The following is an 18,435-nucleotide window of genomic DNA, read 5'->3' as shown; positions in this document are numbered from 1 at the left end:
TAGTTGTGTGGAGTTTAGCATTCAGATCGCAAACTACATTGTAGGTTTAACATATGAGCAGTTACCGAAGGAAGTCGTTACATTTACAAAACGTTGTATCCTAGATTATTACGCATCTGCACTTAAAGGACGAGATGGGTTACCAATACAAATGATTGATGAACTCATTCGTGAAATGGGTGGTGCACTGCAAGCAACAACAGTTACTAATGTTAAAAATTCAGTGTTGAATGTAGCATTATTAAATGGTGCGGCAAGTCATTTTGTTGAACTTGATGATATCCATAAGGCATCTATAGTACATGCTGCAACAGTTGTGATGCCAGCCGCAATTGCAGTTGCTGAGTGGAAAAGGCTTTCTGGGAAAGATCTCATCACAGCGATTGTCGCAGGGTATGAAGTGGCGTATAGAATTGGGGAAACAGTGTCACCATCACATTATTATTACTTCCATAATACAGCTACATGTGGAACTTTTGGTGCTACAGCTGCAGTAGCGAAATTACTGAAGTTAAATGAAAATCAAATTGTCGACGCGTTAGGTAGTGCTGGTACACAAGCGGCTGGTCTTTGGGAATTTATCGAAGATGGCGCAATGTCCAAGCAACTTCATCCGGGGAAAGCGGCTATGCACGGTGTTTTAAGTTGTTTACTAGCACAAAAAGGATTTACGGGCGCGAAGAAAATTTTAGAAGGAAGTCGAGGCTTTTTTGAAGCCATGAGTGAACAGCATGATGTGTCCAAGATGACAGAAGGTTTTGGCGATAGCTTTAAAATTATTGAAAACTCATTTAAAATACATGCTTCTTGCCGTCATACACATCATGTTATGGATTTACTAGTTGAATATCATAAAGGACATAATGTGAATTTAAAAGAGATAAAGAAAATCGTAATCTCAACTTATAAAGTAGCATTGGATATAACGGATAATCCATCACCTGATACGATTTATGCTGCAAAATTTAGTATTCAGTTTTGTGCGGCCCTTGCACTAATAACTGGTAGTGGAGGTTATCATGCATTTACAGAACAAATATTGCATGATCCAACAATTCACGCAATAGTAGAAAAAATTGAAGTTCAAGTAGACAAAAAAGTAGATGCAGCCTATCCGGAAGAATGGGGTACAAATCTATCGATACATTTTAATGATGGTTCGATTTATAAAGCAAAAACGAGATATCCAGTTGGAGATCCAGAAAATCCAGTGTCTACTGATGCGTTAGTTGAGAAATTTATGACACTTGCAAACGACTTACCTTTTGAACAAAGAGTGCAAATCGTAAAAACAATTCTCAACCTAGAACAATTTACCGTAAAAGAACTAGTAACTACGGTGCATAGGAAGATTGAAGCCGTAACTTAAATAAACAAAAACCCAAAATAGTGGATACTATTTTGGGTTCGTTTTCTTCTATTTTAAATCTTCAATGGAATCAATATCTACATATTTAGGAACAACGATACCATTTTTTGTTCCTTTTAAGTTTGGTCCTAAATCAACCAAATCTTTTTTGTATGATTCATAATAATCTTTGTGAGTACTTGGTAACCATGCTGCGACCATTGCATCGACACTTCCGTTTGCAACACCTGCAAACATCGGACCAACTTCAACTTGACTCATTTTTACTTTATAGCCGTTTTGCTCAAGTACTTTCGCAATGACGTTTGTACTAGCAATTTCAGTGTCCCAAGCAACATAAACGAGTTTAATCTCTTCACCATTACCCGCTTGTGCTCCTTTCGTCCATTTAGCTACTTTATCATTATTTGCTTTAATCCATTTGTCAGCGGCTTCTTTTGGATCCATACCACCTGATACATCTACCATTACTTTCTCCATATCACTTGTGTCCCAAGAGAATTGATCGAGTATTGTATAGGCACCAGGAGCATCTTCTTTTAATCCTTTTCGTACGATTGTATTAATTTCTTCTGCGCCACCAAATGTCCCATTAGGATCATCGAGATATTTCAAATCAAAGGAAGCGAACATCCAATGTGGAGACCAACCTGTAATAATAATTGGTTCTTTTTTTGAATATGCTTTCTTCAATTCAGCAACCATTGCTGCAGAAGAACCTTCAACAAGCGTCCAATTATCTAATTTATAATCTTTCATCGCAGTTTTTGCTTGTGCCATTAGTCCAGCACCGGGTTCAATACCGATAATTTTATAATCCGTCGATTCACCAATAGCAGAACCAGTCCCTTTTATAGTGTCCTCTTTTGTAAATGTGTTAAATAATGCAGCTACTACAATGAGGATACCTGTGATAATAAGGACAATTTTACGACTTACAAGTTTTTCATACGCTGGTTTACGGATGTTTTGAGTAATGCGGTCTAAAATGATGGCAATGAATACGATAGAAAGACCGGCTTCAAAACCTTGTCCAACATTAATCTGGCTCACGGCACGGTAAACGTCTGCACCAAGTCCAGGCGCACCAACTAATGAAGCAGTTACAACCATTGAAAGGGCAAGCATAATACTTTGGTTAATACCTGCTAATATGGTTGGTGTTGCTAAAGGTAATTGAACTTTAAATAATTTTTGACTGGATGTTGATCCGAATGCATCTGATGCTTCAATCAAATCTTTTGGCACTTCTTGAATACCAAGATTAGTCATTCGAATAGCAGGTGCAATCGCGAAAATAAACGATGCAACAATACCTGGTACTACACCAATTCCGAAAAATAGTATTGAAGGAATCAGATAAACAAATGCAGGCATTGTCTGCATAAAGTCTAAAATAGGTGTAACGATATTTTGTACTGTTTTATTTTGTGCACACCATATACCGATAGGAATACCGAGTAATATGATAAAGAATCCTGATACTAATACAATAGCTAAAGTTTGAATCGTTGAATCCCAATAACCTAAGTTATCAACTAATAGCAAACTCACTACTGTAAATATGCCTAATGGCCATTTACTCGTATAGCCGACTAGTAAGGCTAACACAATAATTAAAACAATTGGGGGACCTACACTTAATACATCAACAATTATATTTAACAGTCCATCGATTAAATTTGTAAAAAATGAAAACAGTGCAGCAAACGTGACTGTGATCCAATCTACTAAAGAATCTACCCATTCACCTAATGGAATTTTTGTTATATTCATCGTTTACTCACTCTCCAAATCGTTCAAGGAATCTTTGTTACCAGCTAATGCACCTATGACAGCTCCGCGAATAACAATTCCTTTGATTCTGTGTTTATCATCTACGACTGATATTGGAAGAGCGGACGTTGCCATAACATCCATTAAGTCGACGAGTAGTGCATCCTCAGGTACTGTTGGTACTTCGGTTGTCATGACTTCTGATATTGATAAGTTTTGATCAATCGCTTGGCGTGCTTGTTCGGCAGAAATAGCGCCAAGTAATTTTTGCTTACGATCCACCACGAATATACTTGAATAACCTTCTTTACGCATGATCTCTAGCGCAACACGTGGACCTCTATCGGCACCAATTTTCTCTGGTCGTTTCATAATATGTGAAGCTGTTAAGACTTTAGATAAATCGACATCTTCAACAAATTTTTCAACAAATTCATTTGCTGGATTCATCATGATTTGTTCCGGTGTACCAAGTTGGATGATGCTACCATCTTTCATTAGAGCGATTCGATCGCCAATTCTTAGTGCTTCGTCTAAATCATGTGTAATAAAGATAATCGTTTTTTTGAAATTCTCCTGAATCTCGAGTAGTTCATCTTGCATGTCTTTACGGATTAATGGATCTAGTGCACTAAATGCCTCATCCATTAGCAAGATATCGGTGTCACTAGCAAGTGCGCGAGCAAGACCTACCCTTTGTTGCATACCACCACTTAGTTGTGAAGGTAATTGATGTTCATACCCTTTAAGTCCAACGATTTCTAAAGCTTGCATAGCCTTCTCACGTCGATCTTTTATAGGCTTGTTTTGGATCTCAAGTCCAAATTCAGTGTTTTCTAAAATTGTTTTGTGGGGGAAAAGAGCAAAGTTTTGAAATACCATACTAATTTTCTGTTGTCTTACTTCTCTCAGACGGGAAGCACTCATTTTTACGATATCTTCATTATCAATTAAAATCTCACCAATGGTTGGGGCAATCAGACGATTAAACATTCGAATTAACGTAGATTTACCGCTACCAGACAAGCCCATAATTACGAAGATCTCTCCAGGGTAAATACTAAAGTTTACTTTATTTACACCTAAAGTTTGTCCAGTCTCTTTCAAAATTTCTTTTTTAGAACGACCTAATTCTAAAAGCTCCAGTGCTGCTTTGGGAGACTTACCAAAAATCTTTGATACGTTTCTTACTTCTACAAAAGGATCCATTTAAACACCTCGTTCTTAATATTCTTTTTGAAAACAGAAGCAGTCATGAAATAACGATTATTAAATTTAATTATCTCGAAAAATAAATAAGAAGTTATTGGTTTATCATGTGCGAAGATGACTAAAACAATCCTTCTTACTTGAATTTCCAATTGTTTAATAAAGTAAATGGAAATTAGTCATTATATTTATGCTTGCTTTACTCATATTTTTACCAATTTTTGATATGTGTTGATGATGAGGGTAAAGAAAAAAGGGGAAAAACAACATCAAATAAGGGATTTTTTTATGGGCAAAATAGAGTGTTTACTTTATTACTATATCGTTTACTAAACTTCATTTCAAATGATAGCCGTACTTAGAACTATTGATTTCAATAACTTTTTCGCAGTACTGAAACATTTGAAATGTATTGTAAACGTTGGTGTGTATATGTTTTTTTCTTTTTTATCGGTAGATGTAATAGATAGAATAATAGATGAAAAATATTTGTAAAATGTGAGATTAGACCTATTTAAATTTCCGGGGAAAAACACTAGTTTGCGATGGTGTATAAATGGATGTTTTCATTTTTGAAAGATGGATAAATAGCTAAAAATTAGTAAGTAATAATTTGAAAATTTTTACTTATATGTAATTTCATTTTTTGTCGAAATGGAAAATGAAAATCGATGATTTTAGATCTCTTGTTAGTAATAGAATTTTAGTTATCAGTATTAATGCGGCAAGTACCTATATATGGTAGGATTCTTTCCATTAACAGCAAAGGATATAAATATATAATGTATTATTAAACCATATTTATAAGCCTTTTGTTTTTAATAATAGTTATTATGACATTTTAAAATACCCTTATTTGCTATTTCAGAAAATTCGTGTTATAAAGAAATCGGAAACTATTTTGCATAGTGTAAAATAGATTGTTCGAATTACATATTTATAGGAGGTTTTTTTATATGGGACGTTTAAGCGGTAAAGTGGCAATTATTACAGGTGCAGCATCGGGTATGGGTGCCAAAGAATGTGAGCTATTCGCTAAAGAAGGAGCATCTGTAGTTGCTACGGATATTCAAGAAGAACTTTTAAATGAAGTAGTTGAGGCAATTAATGCAGCTGGTGGTCAGGCAATTGCATTTAAACATGATGTAACTTCTGAGATACAATGGAAAGAAGTTGTCGCTTTAACTGTTGAAAAATTCGGTAAAGTAGATATTCTTGTTAATAATGCAGGTGTGTCTTGCACGAGTGTAATTGCTGATATCGAGATGTCTGAATGGAATAGAGTAATGGATATTAACTTGAATAGCTGTGTACTTGGTATGAAATATGCTGTTCCTGAAATGCAGAAAAACGGCAGTGGTTCAGTTATTAATATTTCTTCTATAGGTGGACTTGTGGGTATGGCTGGTACAAGCCCTTACACAGCTTCTAAAGGAGCATTGCGTGTATTATCAAAAGCTGCAGCAATTGAATATGGTAAAGATAGAGTTCGTGTAAACTCAGTACACCCAGGAATTATCGTAACACCAATGACAGAGCCATATATGGAACCTGCTATGCCTTATTATGAAGCACATACTCAACTTCCTTATATGGGTAATCCAGAAGATGTTGCGTACGGTGTATTATTCTTAGCGAGTGATGAAGCACGTTTTGTTACTGGTTCTGAACTTGTTATCGATGGTGGATGGACTGCACTTTAATCTTAAATTTCATAGAAAAGGGCTGATTAACCAATGTCAGCTCTTTTTTTATGATTAAATTTGTTGAATTCAAGTTATTTCGCTTTTCCATAGCATTTTTGTATAATGTTGGAATACATACATTGATCGGAGGCATCGCGACTAATGAAAGAAGGACTGGATCCAAGAGAAATAAGAAGCTTAGAAAGTATTAAAAATGCATTCTTTAATATGCTCATTTCTTCAGAAACTATTTCTATTAAAACTCTCTGTGAAAGTGCTAATATTACACGTCCTACATTTTATAAACATTATTCTTCTATTAATGAACTAATGGATAAATTTTCTGAAGAGATGTTAAGTGATTTAACATCTCATATTGCAGTTCAACAAAAAATGGCGATTCGGGACTTAAGTTCAACCAACTTGCCTGAAAATATGGTGTCCTTATTTAAACACATTAAGGATAATCATTCTTTCTATGAAATGTTCTTATTGCAAAATCGTAAGACAAAATTTGCGAAAGAATTTAAGCGGATTATTCGATCTTTTGTAGAAGAAGGTATAGGAGCGGCACAGGAATCAGGTATGGCAGTAATAGTACCTAAAGATATACTGATTCAGTATGCTACGGGTGCTTTTTTAGAAGTAATCATCTCGTGGTTGGAAGAGCTAGATAAATACACGCCAGAAGAGCTCACAGAAATTCTTTTGAAAATCTCAATTTCTGGACCTTATTTAGAAGATTTTAATTAGTTTACTTTAGGTCGAATTTATTTAAAAGGAGTGATTATATGTGGCCATTCAATAAAAAACGTAAAGAAAATAAAAGTATTAGCCTAAAGAAAGAAGCTGATTATTCACGAGCTGGTAGCAATAATGATGAAACAAATACAGGTTTTTTTGCTTCTGTATTTGGTGATACATCTAATTCATGTGGAAGTTCTTCATCTAGTTCGGACTCTTCTGATTCAGGATCTTCTTGTGGTGGTGGGGACTAATAAATAGTTAATAAACATATAGTTTTAAAAAAATTGATGATTAGAAAAAAAGTTCGATAAAAATCACCTCTTTAGTTTTTCTTTGAGGTGATTTTTTGTTGGATATTTATATTGAAATCTATGAAAAGGTAGTGAAGAAATGTACTTAAACGAACAGGGCAGGTTAGTTGAAGAAGTAAGAATAGATTATACATGAAAATTCACAATTCACCAATTCAAAAGAGCATTAAATTATGAATAATTTTCTTTTAAAAAGGTACTTGCGAGTATATCTTGTAAAGTTAAAATGCACATAAATTCCTATCTTAAGGATTATGTGCATTATGAATGTTTAAGAATTCACCTTTTTTGCCTCGTAATACCCTAATTTGTGAAAATTATAAAGCTGATTTATATGTTCCTTAGGATATGCTTCTAATAATTCAAGAATTTCTTTTGCAAATTCTAATGAAGCTGTTCCATTTGCGGTCACAATTTTCCCATCAGAAACTGCTTGCTCTAGTACATAATTTTTTTCATTTTGGTAGTTATCTTTTGCATAAGTTTTCAAATCATTAAGATCATTGCTGGTATGCTTTATTTCATTTAACCATCCATTGGCGCCCATAAAAACTGTTGCATCACATATTGCCCCGACAGGAATATTCATAGTAAGTGCCTTTTCCATTATTGGAATGACGTTATTGTTGAGCGACTTTCGCCAGGAGTTCCCCCCAATCAGTATTAAACCATAAAAGACTTCAGGTATACTTCTAAAAGTATAATTTGGAAGAACACTTAATCCACCGATTAACTTTATAACACCCTCGCTTACACTAACTATTTTAGTAATGTACTTGTCTGTAGTATTTAAAAAAGCTGCTATATAAGACAATTCCCAATCAGCAAATTCGTCCAACACTACAATTAAAATCTCTTTTTTCTCAGTTTGGTTCATTCATAAGCCCTCCTAATTAGTTTACAAAAATTCTATTAATTCGATGCTGTTCTCAGTATATAATGTATTAGTGACAAATGATGACACAATTAGTAAATAGGGGAAAGTATTGAGTAAGGCAATTAGATTAAATGAATTAAGGTTGTATATTAATCGAGTCAAAAAGTTTAAAGTAGATGATTTAGCAAATGAATTTAATGTTTCAAGAAGAACGATTCTTAGGGATTTAGAAGAACTAAGTATTTTAGGGGTTCCATTAATTTCAGAGGTAGGACCTAATGGAGGATATCAAGTTTTGGAAGAAAAAAATCTACTTGCTGTCTCTTTTACAAAAGAAGAAACTTTCTCGATCTTTTTTGCTCTTTTATCTTTAAAACATTTTTTAGCCTACCTTTTGAATCAGAATATAATTCAATCATAAAAAAATTCTACCTGAACTTAAATGGAAAGATGAAAGGTGAAATTGATTTAATCAAAAATAAGATTGATTTCAAAATAGATAATCAGAGTAAAGAAAATCCCCTATTAAAAGAGCTATTTATGGCGGCTATCGAAAATGAAACGCTTTGGATTTCTTACTTGGGGGTTAAAAGAGATATACAACCAATTGGATTATTTTCTCAATATGGAAGATGGTATTGCCCTTCGTATTGCTACCTTAAGAAGGAATTTAGACTTTTTCGCTGCGATCGAATATCAGAGATTGGATTAAGTGTCAGAAATGACAAGATGAATCTAAAGGAAACCAACTTACATGATATTATTAATCTTTTATCAATCAAAAAAGAGTATGAGCTTTTTGTGGAATTAACGCCAGAAGGAGTAGAAAAATATAAATCTAATGTTTCGCCATATCATCGAATATCAATAGACAGTAAAGGTCATGGAGTCATAAAGGGCTCAATAAGTGAAACAGAAATGGACTTTTTGGCTGATTATTTTATACAAATGGGGAAGAATGCAAAAGTAGTTCACCCCATAGAGTTAAGAGCTGAAATAAAAAAGAAAATTTTAGAATTGAGTGTTTTATACCAGTGATTTAGTATAGGAAACAATAATAAAATCATTCTACTATACTCCTATATGTTGAATTAATTGTACTAAAGAATTCATTTTTGAATTATAAGGTACTATAGTCAATGACCAACAGGCTGCTAAAGGTTAAGGAGTATTTTCAATAGGGGGACAATATGCAGTATTTAAAGAATATGAATGGAAATGAGTTTAACGAATATATTTTAGATAAAGAAAAGCGATTCGCAGAAACTTTAGCTGAACATACGTTTGAAGTTACAGAACCAGCTGCAGTACGAGCAAAGAAACAGCTGCAAGGGTATTTGCCAAATGGATTTCTTACAGATCAACATGAATTTTATAATATTGTGAATGAAAATGAGCGATATGGTTACGTTTGGCTAAAGATAGATGAAACCAAAAAAAGTGCATTTTTATATGAGATTTATATATTTGATGAATGCCGTTCAAAAGGCATAGGTACAAAGGTTATGGAAGAAATTGAAGAATATTTATCATTGAAAGAAATATTGTATTTTAAATTACACGTCTTTGGAACAAATCGTAAGGCAATTAAGTTATATGAAACAATAGGTTTCCAAATAGCTGGTATTAATATGTATAAAACTCTTTAATTTCTTGGGGGTAATTTTGAGGAGACATCTGGAGTAATTTTTGATATTTTAATGCTGCTTTCTAAAAAGTTTGTTGTTATTCAACTAACGGGACAGGTTAGTTGAATAAATTTCATTGAAACACAGTAAGTCTCTTCGCTTTTCGCACATAGTACGTCCCTATAAAAAATAATGCAAAATACTTTACACTAAGACCAATTTCCTTTAAGTCTTATTTGAGCTTATCTCGGACAACGGAGGGAATATCATTCAACTTCACTTCTTCCCAAGATTTCACATAAGTTCTCTTTGTATCAACTTTTAAGTATGCCCCCTCACGTAATTGTTTACCGGCAGTGAAAGTAATCTTTATTTTTTTGCCATCTTCATTAATTCCGTCTAGGGCATACTCGTATGTTTTTTGATCAATCTTTTTTCCAGTTTGATCAATCTTTACAAAAACATCCTTTTGATGAATAAAAGGGTTTAACATGTCTGCAAGCTCGTTCTTAACCAAAAGAGACATAAGCAATATTATTATAACTGCAACAACCAGGGTTCCAATTGCTATCTTTAATGCTTTCATCGTAGAATTCCTCCTTATTTTCTTCTTTCGTACATTTTACAAGAAATAAAAAGTAGTAGCCTTCGATTAGGGTTACAAATTAAACAAAGAAGTGACGATATTGTCACTTTCTACGTAAGTACGATCCAGTATCTATTAGCAGTTTAATAGTAGAAAGAGTAAAAAAAGAGGGAAATAACCATATCAAAGAGAATGATTAACAATAAATAAAGTCATTTAAATTCTGATAAATCTTAAGAAGGAGTGTGGAAGGTATGTTTCACCCAAAAGATGTTTTGTCTGATCAGTTGTTAGCTAATGCAAACGATCCAAGTTGGTATGTACCATTTTCAGAATCTGTTAAAAATTTGACAGATGAAGAAGCTTTTTGGAAGGTGAGTGAAGAAAGTAATAGTATTGCCGAAATTGTACAGCATTTGCTTTATTGGAATGAAACGTGGCAAACAAGGTATAAAGAAGCTAGTATTATTGCAGTTCCGGCAGTAGGGAGTAATGACAGTACGTTCACCATTTCAAAAAATAAAACATTCAATGAACTTCAAAAACAACTTTTAGAAGTTCTTTTACATTGGCAAGAAATATTAACTGAAGAACAACTAGAAAGCGATGTTCAAGGGTACTTTGATGCTAATTGGTGGCAAGTATTGGGGAATGTAACGACACATAATGCATATCATATCGGTCAAATTGTTTATATTCGGAAGATACAAAAGAGCTGGAATTAGAGCAAAAAGAAAAAGTGAGATATTTTATAGTTATTGAACTAACGGCGGTATTAGTGGCATAAGGAGATTTAAAATAATCACTCTTTTTATATAATCGAATCATCATTTATAGTTGAAGAATCCTTTCTGATCAATCATTTTTCAAAATGGATTCTTTTTTTGACTAAAAATGAGGATCATACGAAATTTCTAATCAAATTTTATTTCAAATCCATAAACACCAACTAAAATATGGTAAAATTTATTTATAGAATAGTCGAAATTTTCATAAATTTGTTTTACGGAAGGGTCGGTTTTATTGGTGAAATATCTAAAAATAGTTGCGGTATTAGTACTAATAATGACATTTCTAACGCTTGCTTCCTGTACACAATCAGAAAAATCTAAAAGCGAACTCGCCGATTCTAATGAAAAACAAGATATTGATAGTATAGTTTTATCATTCGAACACCCTCAAACAAATCAAAAGTATAAAATCGTCAATGCCTATGAACTTTATCAAAACTATAAAGATAAGGTTGAAAGTAACCCAAAACATTCACAATTGGAAATTTATAATGAAGAGGTAATTAAACAAGTATATAGTGATTGTTTTGAGAATGGTGAATATCTTCATATGGCTGATCCAGTTCTAAATGTAGCTCCTGATCGTTTAACAGAAAATCAAAAATTAAGCGAAAAAATTGACAGGGAAGAAACAGAAAATATTATAAAAGAAGCTCTTTTAAAATCTTCTGATCTTATCACATCTGAAAATGAAACAACTGTATGTGTTTTTCCTTCCACAAATGTAAATGCATCTATGATAACCGTAGGGGCAGGTAAAATAATAGTCCTATACGATAAATATTTTAATGATGCTGTTTTAAGGGCTGGAGTAGCTCACGAATATCATCATAGTGTTTGGACTGAGAAGTACCTACGTAAAGAAGTACCTTTTTCTGTATTGGATACTCTAATATTTGAAGGAAAAGCGGTTAAGTTTGAAAAATCAGTTTATCCTGAAATTGTTTTATCTCCAGTTGATTTAACTTACAACAAAGTTTATTGGTCAAAAGTTGCATTAGATCTCGAAAAGTATGACTTGAATCGGGCACTTGAAATTATTCTTGGAGGAAATGGCCTTCCGTTATATTATGGTTACAGTGAAGGATATAAAATGGTTAAATCATATCTTGATTTGAACCCTAATGTAACACCAGAAGAATGGACTGCCCTAAGTTCTAAAGAAATTTTTGAAAAAGGGAATTATCTTGAAAACTATAAATAACAAATTATCCATTACACCAACATTGTTTATAGATGGAAAATTTATTATGGTTGTTAGTTGTGTTGTTTTAGTTTCCATAATTGTTGATTTGAAATTAAGTTACGATGTTTAGAAAAATGTTTCGATGCTTACCTTAGTTCATTTCTCTAAGACTTGTTTTTTCTGTAGTTTTCAAATGCTCATGCCCAAGAGAACGCATAATATCGTAATTAACGAAATAACCATCTTTATTAAAACAACCTAAACCTTTATATAACAAGGGATATGGTTGTTTTTTATTTCCTCCTAAAGTTATGGAAAGAAGGATTAACGCAAAAACGACTGAAAATCGAGCAAATAAGAAGGAATAAATGAAGATAAAGCGGTTTTCGCTCGAGTTGAACCTGAATATAGTGTAGATTTGTAAAAAAGCTTGATTTTATATTGGGAATTTTTGTTACTATCAATATTGAGATTGTGAAAGAATGTACTTAAACTAACGGGGCAGTTTAGTTGAAGAAGAGGAATAGATAAAAGGCTATTTCGTAAGGTTTGTTGCTTTCTAAATAAAATAAGGTTTTTTACATTTTTATGGTATTTTATTTACAGGAGCTTATTCAACTATAGGGGCAGATTAGTTCAATAAGAATTTCTTGAAAGAAGGTAAAATAATGAAACAAGAACAAAATTCACTGGTGTTGTATGGAAAAAGAAAGCTGAAATGGATACAAAATAATTTATCCCCTCTTGAAAAAGATGAAATCCTAATAAAAACTATTGCGGGTGCAATTAGTATTGGGGCAGAACTGCCACAATATATGGAAAGTGATTTTACTGATAAATCTCCTATTTATCCGAAAGAGACTGGGTATGAAAGCTATGGTGAAATTATTAAGATAGGTGATAATGTTAAATTATTAAATCTTGGAGACAGGGTAGTAGCATTTTATGGGCACAAGGATTTTGGAGTAATTAAAGAATATAAAGCTATTCCAGTTCCTAAAGACATTCACTATTCTTACGCATTACTCACTATTTTATCCTGTGACTCGTCAAAGGGTGTCCTGAAACTCAAACCTAAAGAGTCAGATAGAGTAATAGTAAGTGGGATGGGAACAATAGGACTTTTAACTCTATATTTCTTAAAACAAAAAGTAAAAGTTCAACATGTGGATGTAATAGAACCGAATACCTCAAGAGGGAAATTGGCTAAGCTGCTGGGGGCAGACTGTGTTTAATTATGGATCTGCATGCCCAATAAATCATTATGATTATGGATTAGAGTGTTCAGGACATAATGATGCATTTAATATATTACAGAAATCACTAACGAAAGAAGGCAGTATATGTATTCTTTCAGATGGGAATAAAGAGAGGTTTGAATTACAACCTGAATTTTATGAGAAAGAACTAAAAATTGTTGGTTCAAGTGACGGTTGGGATTATAAGAAGCATTCCGAATGGTTTATTAATGAAGTACGAAATGATACTAAATTAAATAAAATATTCGAGAAAAAAATAAAAAAAGAGAAACTGATTAGCTGTTTTGAGGACATAGCTGAAGGAAAAATCAATCCTTTAAAGGTCTTAGTAGAATACTAAATTGCATTATGGCATTTTGCCGCTACTTCACGGCGAATCGTAACATAAGTAGGTGACATTCTTTAGTCAGAAGTGTTTTTCTTGTTCAACTAACGGGTGCTTTAGTAGAAAATCTATGAGCTGTTCAGACAACTCTTTTTTCTTCTTGGCTCTGTTAAATTTCAATGTTGTTTTTTTAAAATAATTAGGGGAACCTGATTTGTTGAGGTTCCCCATTCTTCTTGCCTTGATATAAGAATAATTAATAATTTACCTTTAGAGGGCGAAAAAATGAAATGATTTTTAAAAGGAATGGGAATAAGTAAAAACAAATCATGAAGTGTTGAAGTGAATTTTTTGCAGGTGTATGCTTTTATGGGATAATAGTATAATTATGTAATGGTTTACTTTGGAAGAGTAGACAAAGAGGAGGAATTATCAATCGTGCGTATTTTACAGTCAGTTTTTTTTGTTTTTTTGTTATCAGTGGTCTTTAGTCAGGTAACTTTTGCAGAAGAAAACAATATATCGTCAGGTCTCCCTGTCCAAGGGAAGATAAGTTCAAGTAATGATAAAGATATCTATCGATTCACAATGGATAAGGACGGGGAGGCACGTATTATCTTAGATAATACAACGAGTGGATTTTACGCATATCTGTATGACAGCAACGGGAAAGAAGTAACTAGTACCTATACTAGTACGGCTGGATTAAATATTGGTTTTCTTGAATACCTAAAAAAAGGAACTTATTCTGTAGAACTTCAACCTTATCACTGGAGTGCAAATGGAGACACCAGTGGTAGTTATAGACTCAAAGCGACATATGCGGCGTCCACTGTTAAAAGAGATGCTAAAACTTTTGAGCCGAATGATACACTTGAAACATCTATGCCGATTAAATCAGGGAAAATGTATACATCCGACATCTCTTCAACAGATAGGGATGTCTATCAATTTACAACAAAAAAGGACGGGGAGGCATATATTACCTTCGATAATTTGACAGAAGCTTTCTACGTAACTCTGTTTGATAGCAACAGGAAAGAAGTAACTAGTGCCTATACGAGTAGTGCTGGAGGAGAAATAAGTTTACTTACAGACATTCAAAAAGGAACCTATTATATAGTGGTTAACGATTATTGCGAGGAGTGTCAAACTACGAGCGCTAGTTATAGATTAAAAGCGACGTTTGCTTCTACCTTCACAAGAGATGCTAAAACTTTTGAGACGAATGATACGATTGAAACATCTATGCCGATTATTTCAAATAAATACTATAACTCAAGTAGTTTTTCATCACTTGATAGAGATGTTTATAAATTCACAACAAAAAAGGACGGAGAAGCACGTATTACCTTGGATAATACCAAGGCTGGATTTTCCGCATATCTGTATGATAGCAATGGAACTGAAGTAGCTCGTACCTACACCGCAAGGGCGGGAAAAAAAATAACTTTTTCTCCACGGGTCAAAAAAGGAACTTATTATATAGTGATTAATCCTTATGGCTGGGGTGGGAGTGGAATTACAAGCGCTACTTATAGACTAAAGGCAACTTACAAGAATAGAGCAACGGCTCCTTCTGTTCCAACTATAAATAAACTAACAAGTAAATCGGTAAAAGTAACAGGAAAAGGTACAAAGGGAACGACAATCTATGTTTATAACAGCGTTAAGAAGATTGGACGAGGATCTGTTAGTAGTAAAGGGAATTATTCGGTGAAAATCAAAGCGCAAAAGAAAGGCACGGTAGTGCGGGTATATGCGAAGGATAAATACGGAAACAAGAGTAAAAGTAGAACAATCAGAGTAAAATAGCTTTTATTTAAATAAATATGTGTCTTAAAAGATTTGTTATGCAGAGGGAATACTTTTAATAGTATTCCTTCTTTTTCATTCTCTTTTTACTCGTTTATGAAAAGTAGAGGAGAAGTGAGTCAACAGAGGATGAGTGAGTAGAAAAGAAGTTTGTAGCTACGTTATCAATATTGAAATTTAACAGAGCCTTCTTCTTCAACTAACGGAGCAGTTTAGTTCTAAGAAAAATCAGTGAAAGAGCAAAAAAATTAAATATCTAATAATAGTTCTATGAGAATTTCAAATAATTACTTGTCAGAAGGATTGAAAAAATAATGTTATTCTCCAATAGATAATTTAAAATGACATGAGCTGTTATTGAATCACAGGTAGAATTGCAGATTTCGAATCAAACTGTATATATTACGATACATCTTCCACATTTAGTAATACTCACATATCGCCACATCTCCGATGTATACCCCATTTGATCTTTTCACTCATTTTTGAAACAGAAATTCCTCTTGCTCCGTCTAACATTTAATAATAAAAGGAGTTGCCCTATGACCCGACTCGAAAAATTTATATATGATCATGGTGATGAGTTGTTGAGACTTGCTTATACATATGTGAAAAATAAGCAAGCTGCGGAAGACATTGTCCAAGATGTGCTACTAAAAGCATTTGAAAAGCAATCGTTGTTCCGTGAAGAGGCCACGTATCGTACATATTTGTATCGAATGACGATCAATCGCAGTTACGACTATTTGCGAAGTTGGCATTATAAAAATACGACTATTGGCGAAAAAATTCAGCATTTATTTGGCCGATCGACAGAGCAAGATATCGTGACGAAATCAGAAAATCGTCTACTCGCACAAGCCGTTCTTTCATTACCGCTGAAATACCGTGAAGTCATTGTACTTACGTATTACTTAGACTATTCGTCAGAGGAAATTGGTATGCTACTAAATTGTTCATCGGCTACGGTGCGTACAAGGCTTGCGCGTGGTCGTAAAAAACTTAAATTGGTGCTTAAGGAGGACGGCTTTGATGGAACGATTGAAAACGGGTATTGATGAGGTGATTGGCGAAGAGTTCTGGATGACGAAGGACCTTGCACGGAAAATGGCTAAACCGAGAAAAAAGTTGACGCGTACTCCAATATTTGCAATGGTAGGCATAGTTTCAATCGCTGCATTGCTTCTTACGATTACATTATGGTCAGCCCAATCAGGGATTTTAAGTGCTGCCACAACAAATGCACTTGGGGACCATGGAGAACTTTTTAACACGTATTTCGAGGCAATTGATGCACTGGATTCAGAAACGCTAAACCTAGTAGCATCCCCGGCATATGGTGGGACTGTGGATGAGCTATCTAAAAAGTATGAAAATATGGATTTTTCGAAAGCAGAATTTCTACGGGAGCTTGACGGCATCATTTGGATGAAATTTATGGTGATGAATAAAGAAGGAGAAAAATGGAACGAAGTTGTTACGTATTACCAAATTGTTGATGGCAAAATATATGAATCAGTTTATGATCAACCCTTTTATATATACGAGCGTTTTGATATTGAAGTAGCGCAGGCGCAAGCCATTTTTGGTTTCGGTGGATATAGTCATAATAACAATCAGTTTGTGGCAATAGATGATGGAGAATTGCTTGTGAGTGGCTCTCGTTCACGTAATAAAGTAGAGTCAGCCATCGAGTTATACTTAAAAGAGATTGGCAAGGAAAATGTGTTTAAACATTTCCAACAACCTCGACTTATCTACAAAGATAATGGAAAAGTTTTATGGTTATCGGCAGATGGATTTGACATCGTCTTTACGAGAAAAGGCGAGTGTATTTTAGTGGATAACCAAGGCGCAGAATATTATCAGCAATGAAGATACTAACAAAACATGTCGCTCAGTCTGCGTGTTCTTAATAATTTTCAAGCACACGAAGACTGTTAACACCTATTAAATTGTAATATTGTGAAGTGTTTCACTTAAACTAACGGGTGCTTTACTTGAAGATCATTGAGTTGCATATGCAGCTCTTTTTTCTTTATTTAACTACGGGGCAGGTTAGTTTAATAAGAGTTTATAAGGAAATGAATCATTTTATATGATAAAATATTCCAAATAAGAAAGTTAGCCAATGAGTGAGGTGTACGATGTGGTTGGTGCAATTTTAGTAATTTTGGTACCTTTTTTAATATTCGCTATCGTTTTGTCAAAAGAAAAAGGAGCATTTCTGCTTGCTGGTTATAATACAATGTCCGATAGCGAAAAAGAAAAATATAGAGAAGAAGAACTTTGTAAATTTATGAGTAAAATAATGTTTGGCATTTGCTTTAGCATATTATTAATTGCATTAAGTGAATATTTTAAAATTCAATTTCTACTTATCATAGGTCTTATTTTAATCATAGGTCTTATTGTTTTTTCAATGGTTTATTCAAATACAGGTAACCGATTCAAAACCGATTCAAAAGATTCATATTGATGAGAGTGAAGCCAAAAACAAATAATGCAAGGTGTTGTAAGTTGGCTTCGTGAATAACGACACTTAATTCAACGGATTAATAGTACATTAAGGAGCTGTGTTCGCAGTTTTTTTAATCAACAAATAGAGAGCATTCCTGTGATGAATGAACGGATTTATATATGACAGAATCGACTAAGTTTGTGAAAGAATGTACTTAAACTAACGGGTGCTTTACTTGAAGGTCATTGAGTTGCATATGCAGCTCTTTTTTTCTTTTTGAACTAACGGGGCAGGTTAGTTCAATAAGCCAAATGGATTTTTACATATTATAAATGGAAAATTTATATAAAATTGAAACAACTATATTTTACAGACGTATTAAAGTAAAGCAGCAGGTTAAATGAATAAAG

The 18,435-nt window shown here is 33.6% G+C and carries 17 protein-coding genes and 1 pseudogene; 14 read left to right on the top strand and 4 right to left on the bottom strand.

Translation table 11 applies throughout. From position 1 onward, the window contains the following. Nucleotides 1-7: 7 nt before the first annotated feature. The gene (locus tag MKY02_RS13210) at nt 8-1,369 is read left to right on the top strand and encodes an MmgE/PrpD family protein (protein WP_038189298.1); all 1,362 of its coding nucleotides are present in this window, start codon (nt 8-10) and stop codon (nt 1,367-1,369) included. A gap of 48 nt (nt 1,370-1,417) precedes the next feature. Here the strand turns inward: MKY02_RS13210 and MKY02_RS13205 are convergent, their stop codons facing one another. Continuing rightward, on the bottom strand, nt 1,418-3,145 hold the full coding sequence (locus tag MKY02_RS13205; protein WP_038189295.1) for a glycine betaine ABC transporter substrate-binding protein: 1,728 nt from the start codon (nt 3,143-3,145) through the stop codon (nt 1,418-1,420). A 3-nt stretch (nt 3,146-3,148) separates the two neighbouring features. Next, nucleotides 3,149-4,354: a quaternary amine ABC transporter ATP-binding protein gene (locus tag MKY02_RS13200; protein ID WP_076035120.1), complete on the bottom strand. Its 1,206-nt coding sequence runs from the start codon at nt 4,352-4,354 to the stop codon at nt 3,149-3,151. 956 nt (nt 4,355-5,310) lie between these two features. Between MKY02_RS13200 and MKY02_RS13195 the strand changes: the two genes are divergently transcribed. The 3 genes from MKY02_RS13195 (at nt 5,311) to MKY02_RS13185 (ending at nt 7,037) form a co-directional block, all read left to right on the top strand. Next, the gene (locus MKY02_RS13195; RefSeq protein WP_340711340.1) at nt 5,311-6,057 is read left to right on the top strand and encodes an SDR family NAD(P)-dependent oxidoreductase; all 747 of its coding nucleotides are present in this window, start codon (nt 5,311-5,313) and stop codon (nt 6,055-6,057) included. A gap of 144 nt (nt 6,058-6,201) precedes the next feature. After that, nucleotides 6,202-6,792 carry a TetR/AcrR family transcriptional regulator gene (locus MKY02_RS13190; protein ID WP_038189278.1) on the top strand — a complete coding sequence of 197 codons (591 nt, stop codon included), beginning with the start codon at nt 6,202-6,204 and terminating at the stop codon, nt 6,790-6,792. 38 nt (nt 6,793-6,830) lie between these two features. Further along, nucleotides 6,831-7,037, top strand: a complete 207-nt coding sequence (locus MKY02_RS13185; RefSeq protein WP_038189275.1) for a hypothetical protein — start codon at nt 6,831-6,833, stop codon at nt 7,035-7,037. A 331-nt stretch (nt 7,038-7,368) separates the two neighbouring features. Here the strand turns inward: MKY02_RS13185 and MKY02_RS13180 are convergent, their stop codons facing one another. Further along, on the bottom strand, nt 7,369-7,974 hold the full coding sequence (locus tag MKY02_RS13180; protein ID WP_340711338.1) for a DJ-1/PfpI family protein: 606 nt from the start codon (nt 7,972-7,974) through the stop codon (nt 7,369-7,371). Nucleotides 7,975-8,083: 109 nt separating this feature from the next. Here MKY02_RS13180 and MKY02_RS13175 point away from each other — a divergent pair, with 109 nt between their 5' ends. The 3 genes from MKY02_RS13175 to MKY02_RS13165 all read left to right on the top strand — a co-directional run bounded on the left by MKY02_RS13175 (nt 8,084) and on the right by MKY02_RS13165 (nt 9,623). After that, entirely contained in the window at nt 8,084-8,395 is a 312-nt protein-coding gene (locus tag MKY02_RS13175; RefSeq protein WP_340711337.1) for a helix-turn-helix transcriptional regulator, read from the top strand. Nucleotides 8,396-8,424: 29 nt separating this feature from the next. Continuing rightward, entirely contained in the window at nt 8,425-9,012 is a 588-nt protein-coding gene (locus MKY02_RS13170; RefSeq protein ID WP_340711336.1) for a WYL domain-containing protein, read from the top strand. Between the two features lie 152 nt (nt 9,013-9,164). Then, nucleotides 9,165-9,623: a GNAT family N-acetyltransferase gene (locus MKY02_RS13165; protein WP_340711334.1), complete on the top strand. Its 459-nt coding sequence runs from the start codon at nt 9,165-9,167 to the stop codon at nt 9,621-9,623. A gap of 211 nt (nt 9,624-9,834) precedes the next feature. Here the strand turns inward: MKY02_RS13165 and MKY02_RS13160 are convergent, their stop codons facing one another. Continuing rightward, nucleotides 9,835-10,188, bottom strand: coding sequence for a YxeA family protein (locus MKY02_RS13160; protein ID WP_038189261.1), 354 nt, complete (start codon nt 10,186-10,188; stop codon nt 9,835-9,837). 254 nt (nt 10,189-10,442) lie between these two features. On the opposite strand from MKY02_RS13160, the gene MKY02_RS13155 reads away from it, so the two are divergent. The 7 genes and pseudogenes from MKY02_RS13155 to MKY02_RS13125 all read left to right on the top strand — a co-directional run bounded on the left by MKY02_RS13155 (nt 10,443) and on the right by MKY02_RS13125 (nt 18,043). Next, nucleotides 10,443-10,913: a DinB family protein gene (locus MKY02_RS13155; RefSeq protein ID WP_038189247.1), complete on the top strand. Its 471-nt coding sequence runs from the start codon at nt 10,443-10,445 to the stop codon at nt 10,911-10,913. Between the two features lie 301 nt (nt 10,914-11,214). Beyond that, on the top strand, nt 11,215-12,183 hold the full coding sequence (locus tag MKY02_RS13150) for a DUF2268 domain-containing putative Zn-dependent protease (RefSeq protein WP_051448825.1): 969 nt from the start codon (nt 11,215-11,217) through the stop codon (nt 12,181-12,183). A gap of 650 nt (nt 12,184-12,833) precedes the next feature. Then, nucleotides 12,834-13,764, top strand: a pseudogene (locus MKY02_RS13145) (alcohol dehydrogenase). Nucleotides 13,765-14,187: 423 nt separating this feature from the next. After that, nucleotides 14,188-15,564 (top strand): Ig-like domain-containing protein, encoded by a 1,377-nt coding sequence (locus MKY02_RS13140; protein ID WP_038189242.1) that lies wholly within the window; start codon nt 14,188-14,190, stop codon nt 15,562-15,564. A gap of 542 nt (nt 15,565-16,106) precedes the next feature. Further along, complete coding sequence (locus MKY02_RS13135; protein WP_051448819.1) at nt 16,107-16,622, top strand: sigma-70 family RNA polymerase sigma factor; 516 nt, start codon at nt 16,107-16,109, stop codon at nt 16,620-16,622. After that, nucleotides 16,597-17,439 (top strand): hypothetical protein, encoded by an 843-nt coding sequence (locus tag MKY02_RS13130; RefSeq protein ID WP_340711332.1) that lies wholly within the window; start codon nt 16,597-16,599, stop codon nt 17,437-17,439. The genes MKY02_RS13135 and MKY02_RS13130 overlap by 26 nt, the downstream gene beginning before the upstream one ends. A gap of 274 nt (nt 17,440-17,713) precedes the next feature. Continuing rightward, a complete protein-coding gene (locus MKY02_RS13125) occupies nt 17,714-18,043 on the top strand; it encodes a DUF3784 domain-containing protein (RefSeq protein WP_340711331.1) in 330 nt (109 codons plus the stop codon). Nucleotides 18,044-18,435: the final 392 nt, after the last annotated feature.

Source organism: Viridibacillus sp. FSL R5-0888, assembly GCF_038009105.1.
Lineage (GTDB): Bacteria > Bacillota > Bacilli > Bacillales_A > Planococcaceae > Viridibacillus > Viridibacillus arenosi.
This window is presented reverse-complemented; position numbering and strand designations above follow the sequence as displayed.

Excerpts from the sequence above, each read along its gene's own strand:
- MKY02_RS13205 (WP_038189295.1), bottom strand. The coding sequence starts at position 3,145 with ATGAATATAACAAAAATTCCATTAGGTGAATGGGTAGATTCTTTAGTA.
- MKY02_RS13200 (WP_076035120.1), bottom strand. The coding sequence starts at position 4,354 with ATGGATCCTTTTGTAGAAGTAAGAAACGTATCAAAGATTTTTGGTAAG.
- MKY02_RS13195 (WP_340711340.1), top strand. The coding sequence starts at position 5,311 with ATGGGACGTTTAAGCGGTAAAGTGGCAATTATTACAGGTGCAGCATCG.
- MKY02_RS13190 (WP_038189278.1), top strand. The coding sequence starts at position 6,202 with ATGAAAGAAGGACTGGATCCAAGAGAAATAAGAAGCTTAGAAAGTATT.
- MKY02_RS13185 (WP_038189275.1), top strand. The coding sequence starts at position 6,831 with ATGTGGCCATTCAATAAAAAACGTAAAGAAAATAAAAGTATTAGCCTA.
- MKY02_RS13180 (WP_340711338.1), bottom strand. The coding sequence starts at position 7,974 with ATGAACCAAACTGAGAAAAAAGAGATTTTAATTGTAGTGTTGGACGAA.
- MKY02_RS13170 (WP_340711336.1), top strand. The coding sequence starts at position 8,425 with ATGAAAGGTGAAATTGATTTAATCAAAAATAAGATTGATTTCAAAATA.
- MKY02_RS13165 (WP_340711334.1), top strand. The coding sequence starts at position 9,165 with ATGCAGTATTTAAAGAATATGAATGGAAATGAGTTTAACGAATATATT.
- MKY02_RS13160 (WP_038189261.1), bottom strand. The coding sequence starts at position 10,188 with ATGAAAGCATTAAAGATAGCAATTGGAACCCTGGTTGTTGCAGTTATA.
- MKY02_RS13155 (WP_038189247.1), top strand. The coding sequence starts at position 10,443 with ATGTTTCACCCAAAAGATGTTTTGTCTGATCAGTTGTTAGCTAATGCA.
- MKY02_RS13135 (WP_051448819.1), top strand. The coding sequence starts at position 16,107 with ATGACCCGACTCGAAAAATTTATATATGATCATGGTGATGAGTTGTTG.
- MKY02_RS13130 (WP_340711332.1), top strand. The coding sequence starts at position 16,597 with ATGGAACGATTGAAAACGGGTATTGATGAGGTGATTGGCGAAGAGTTC.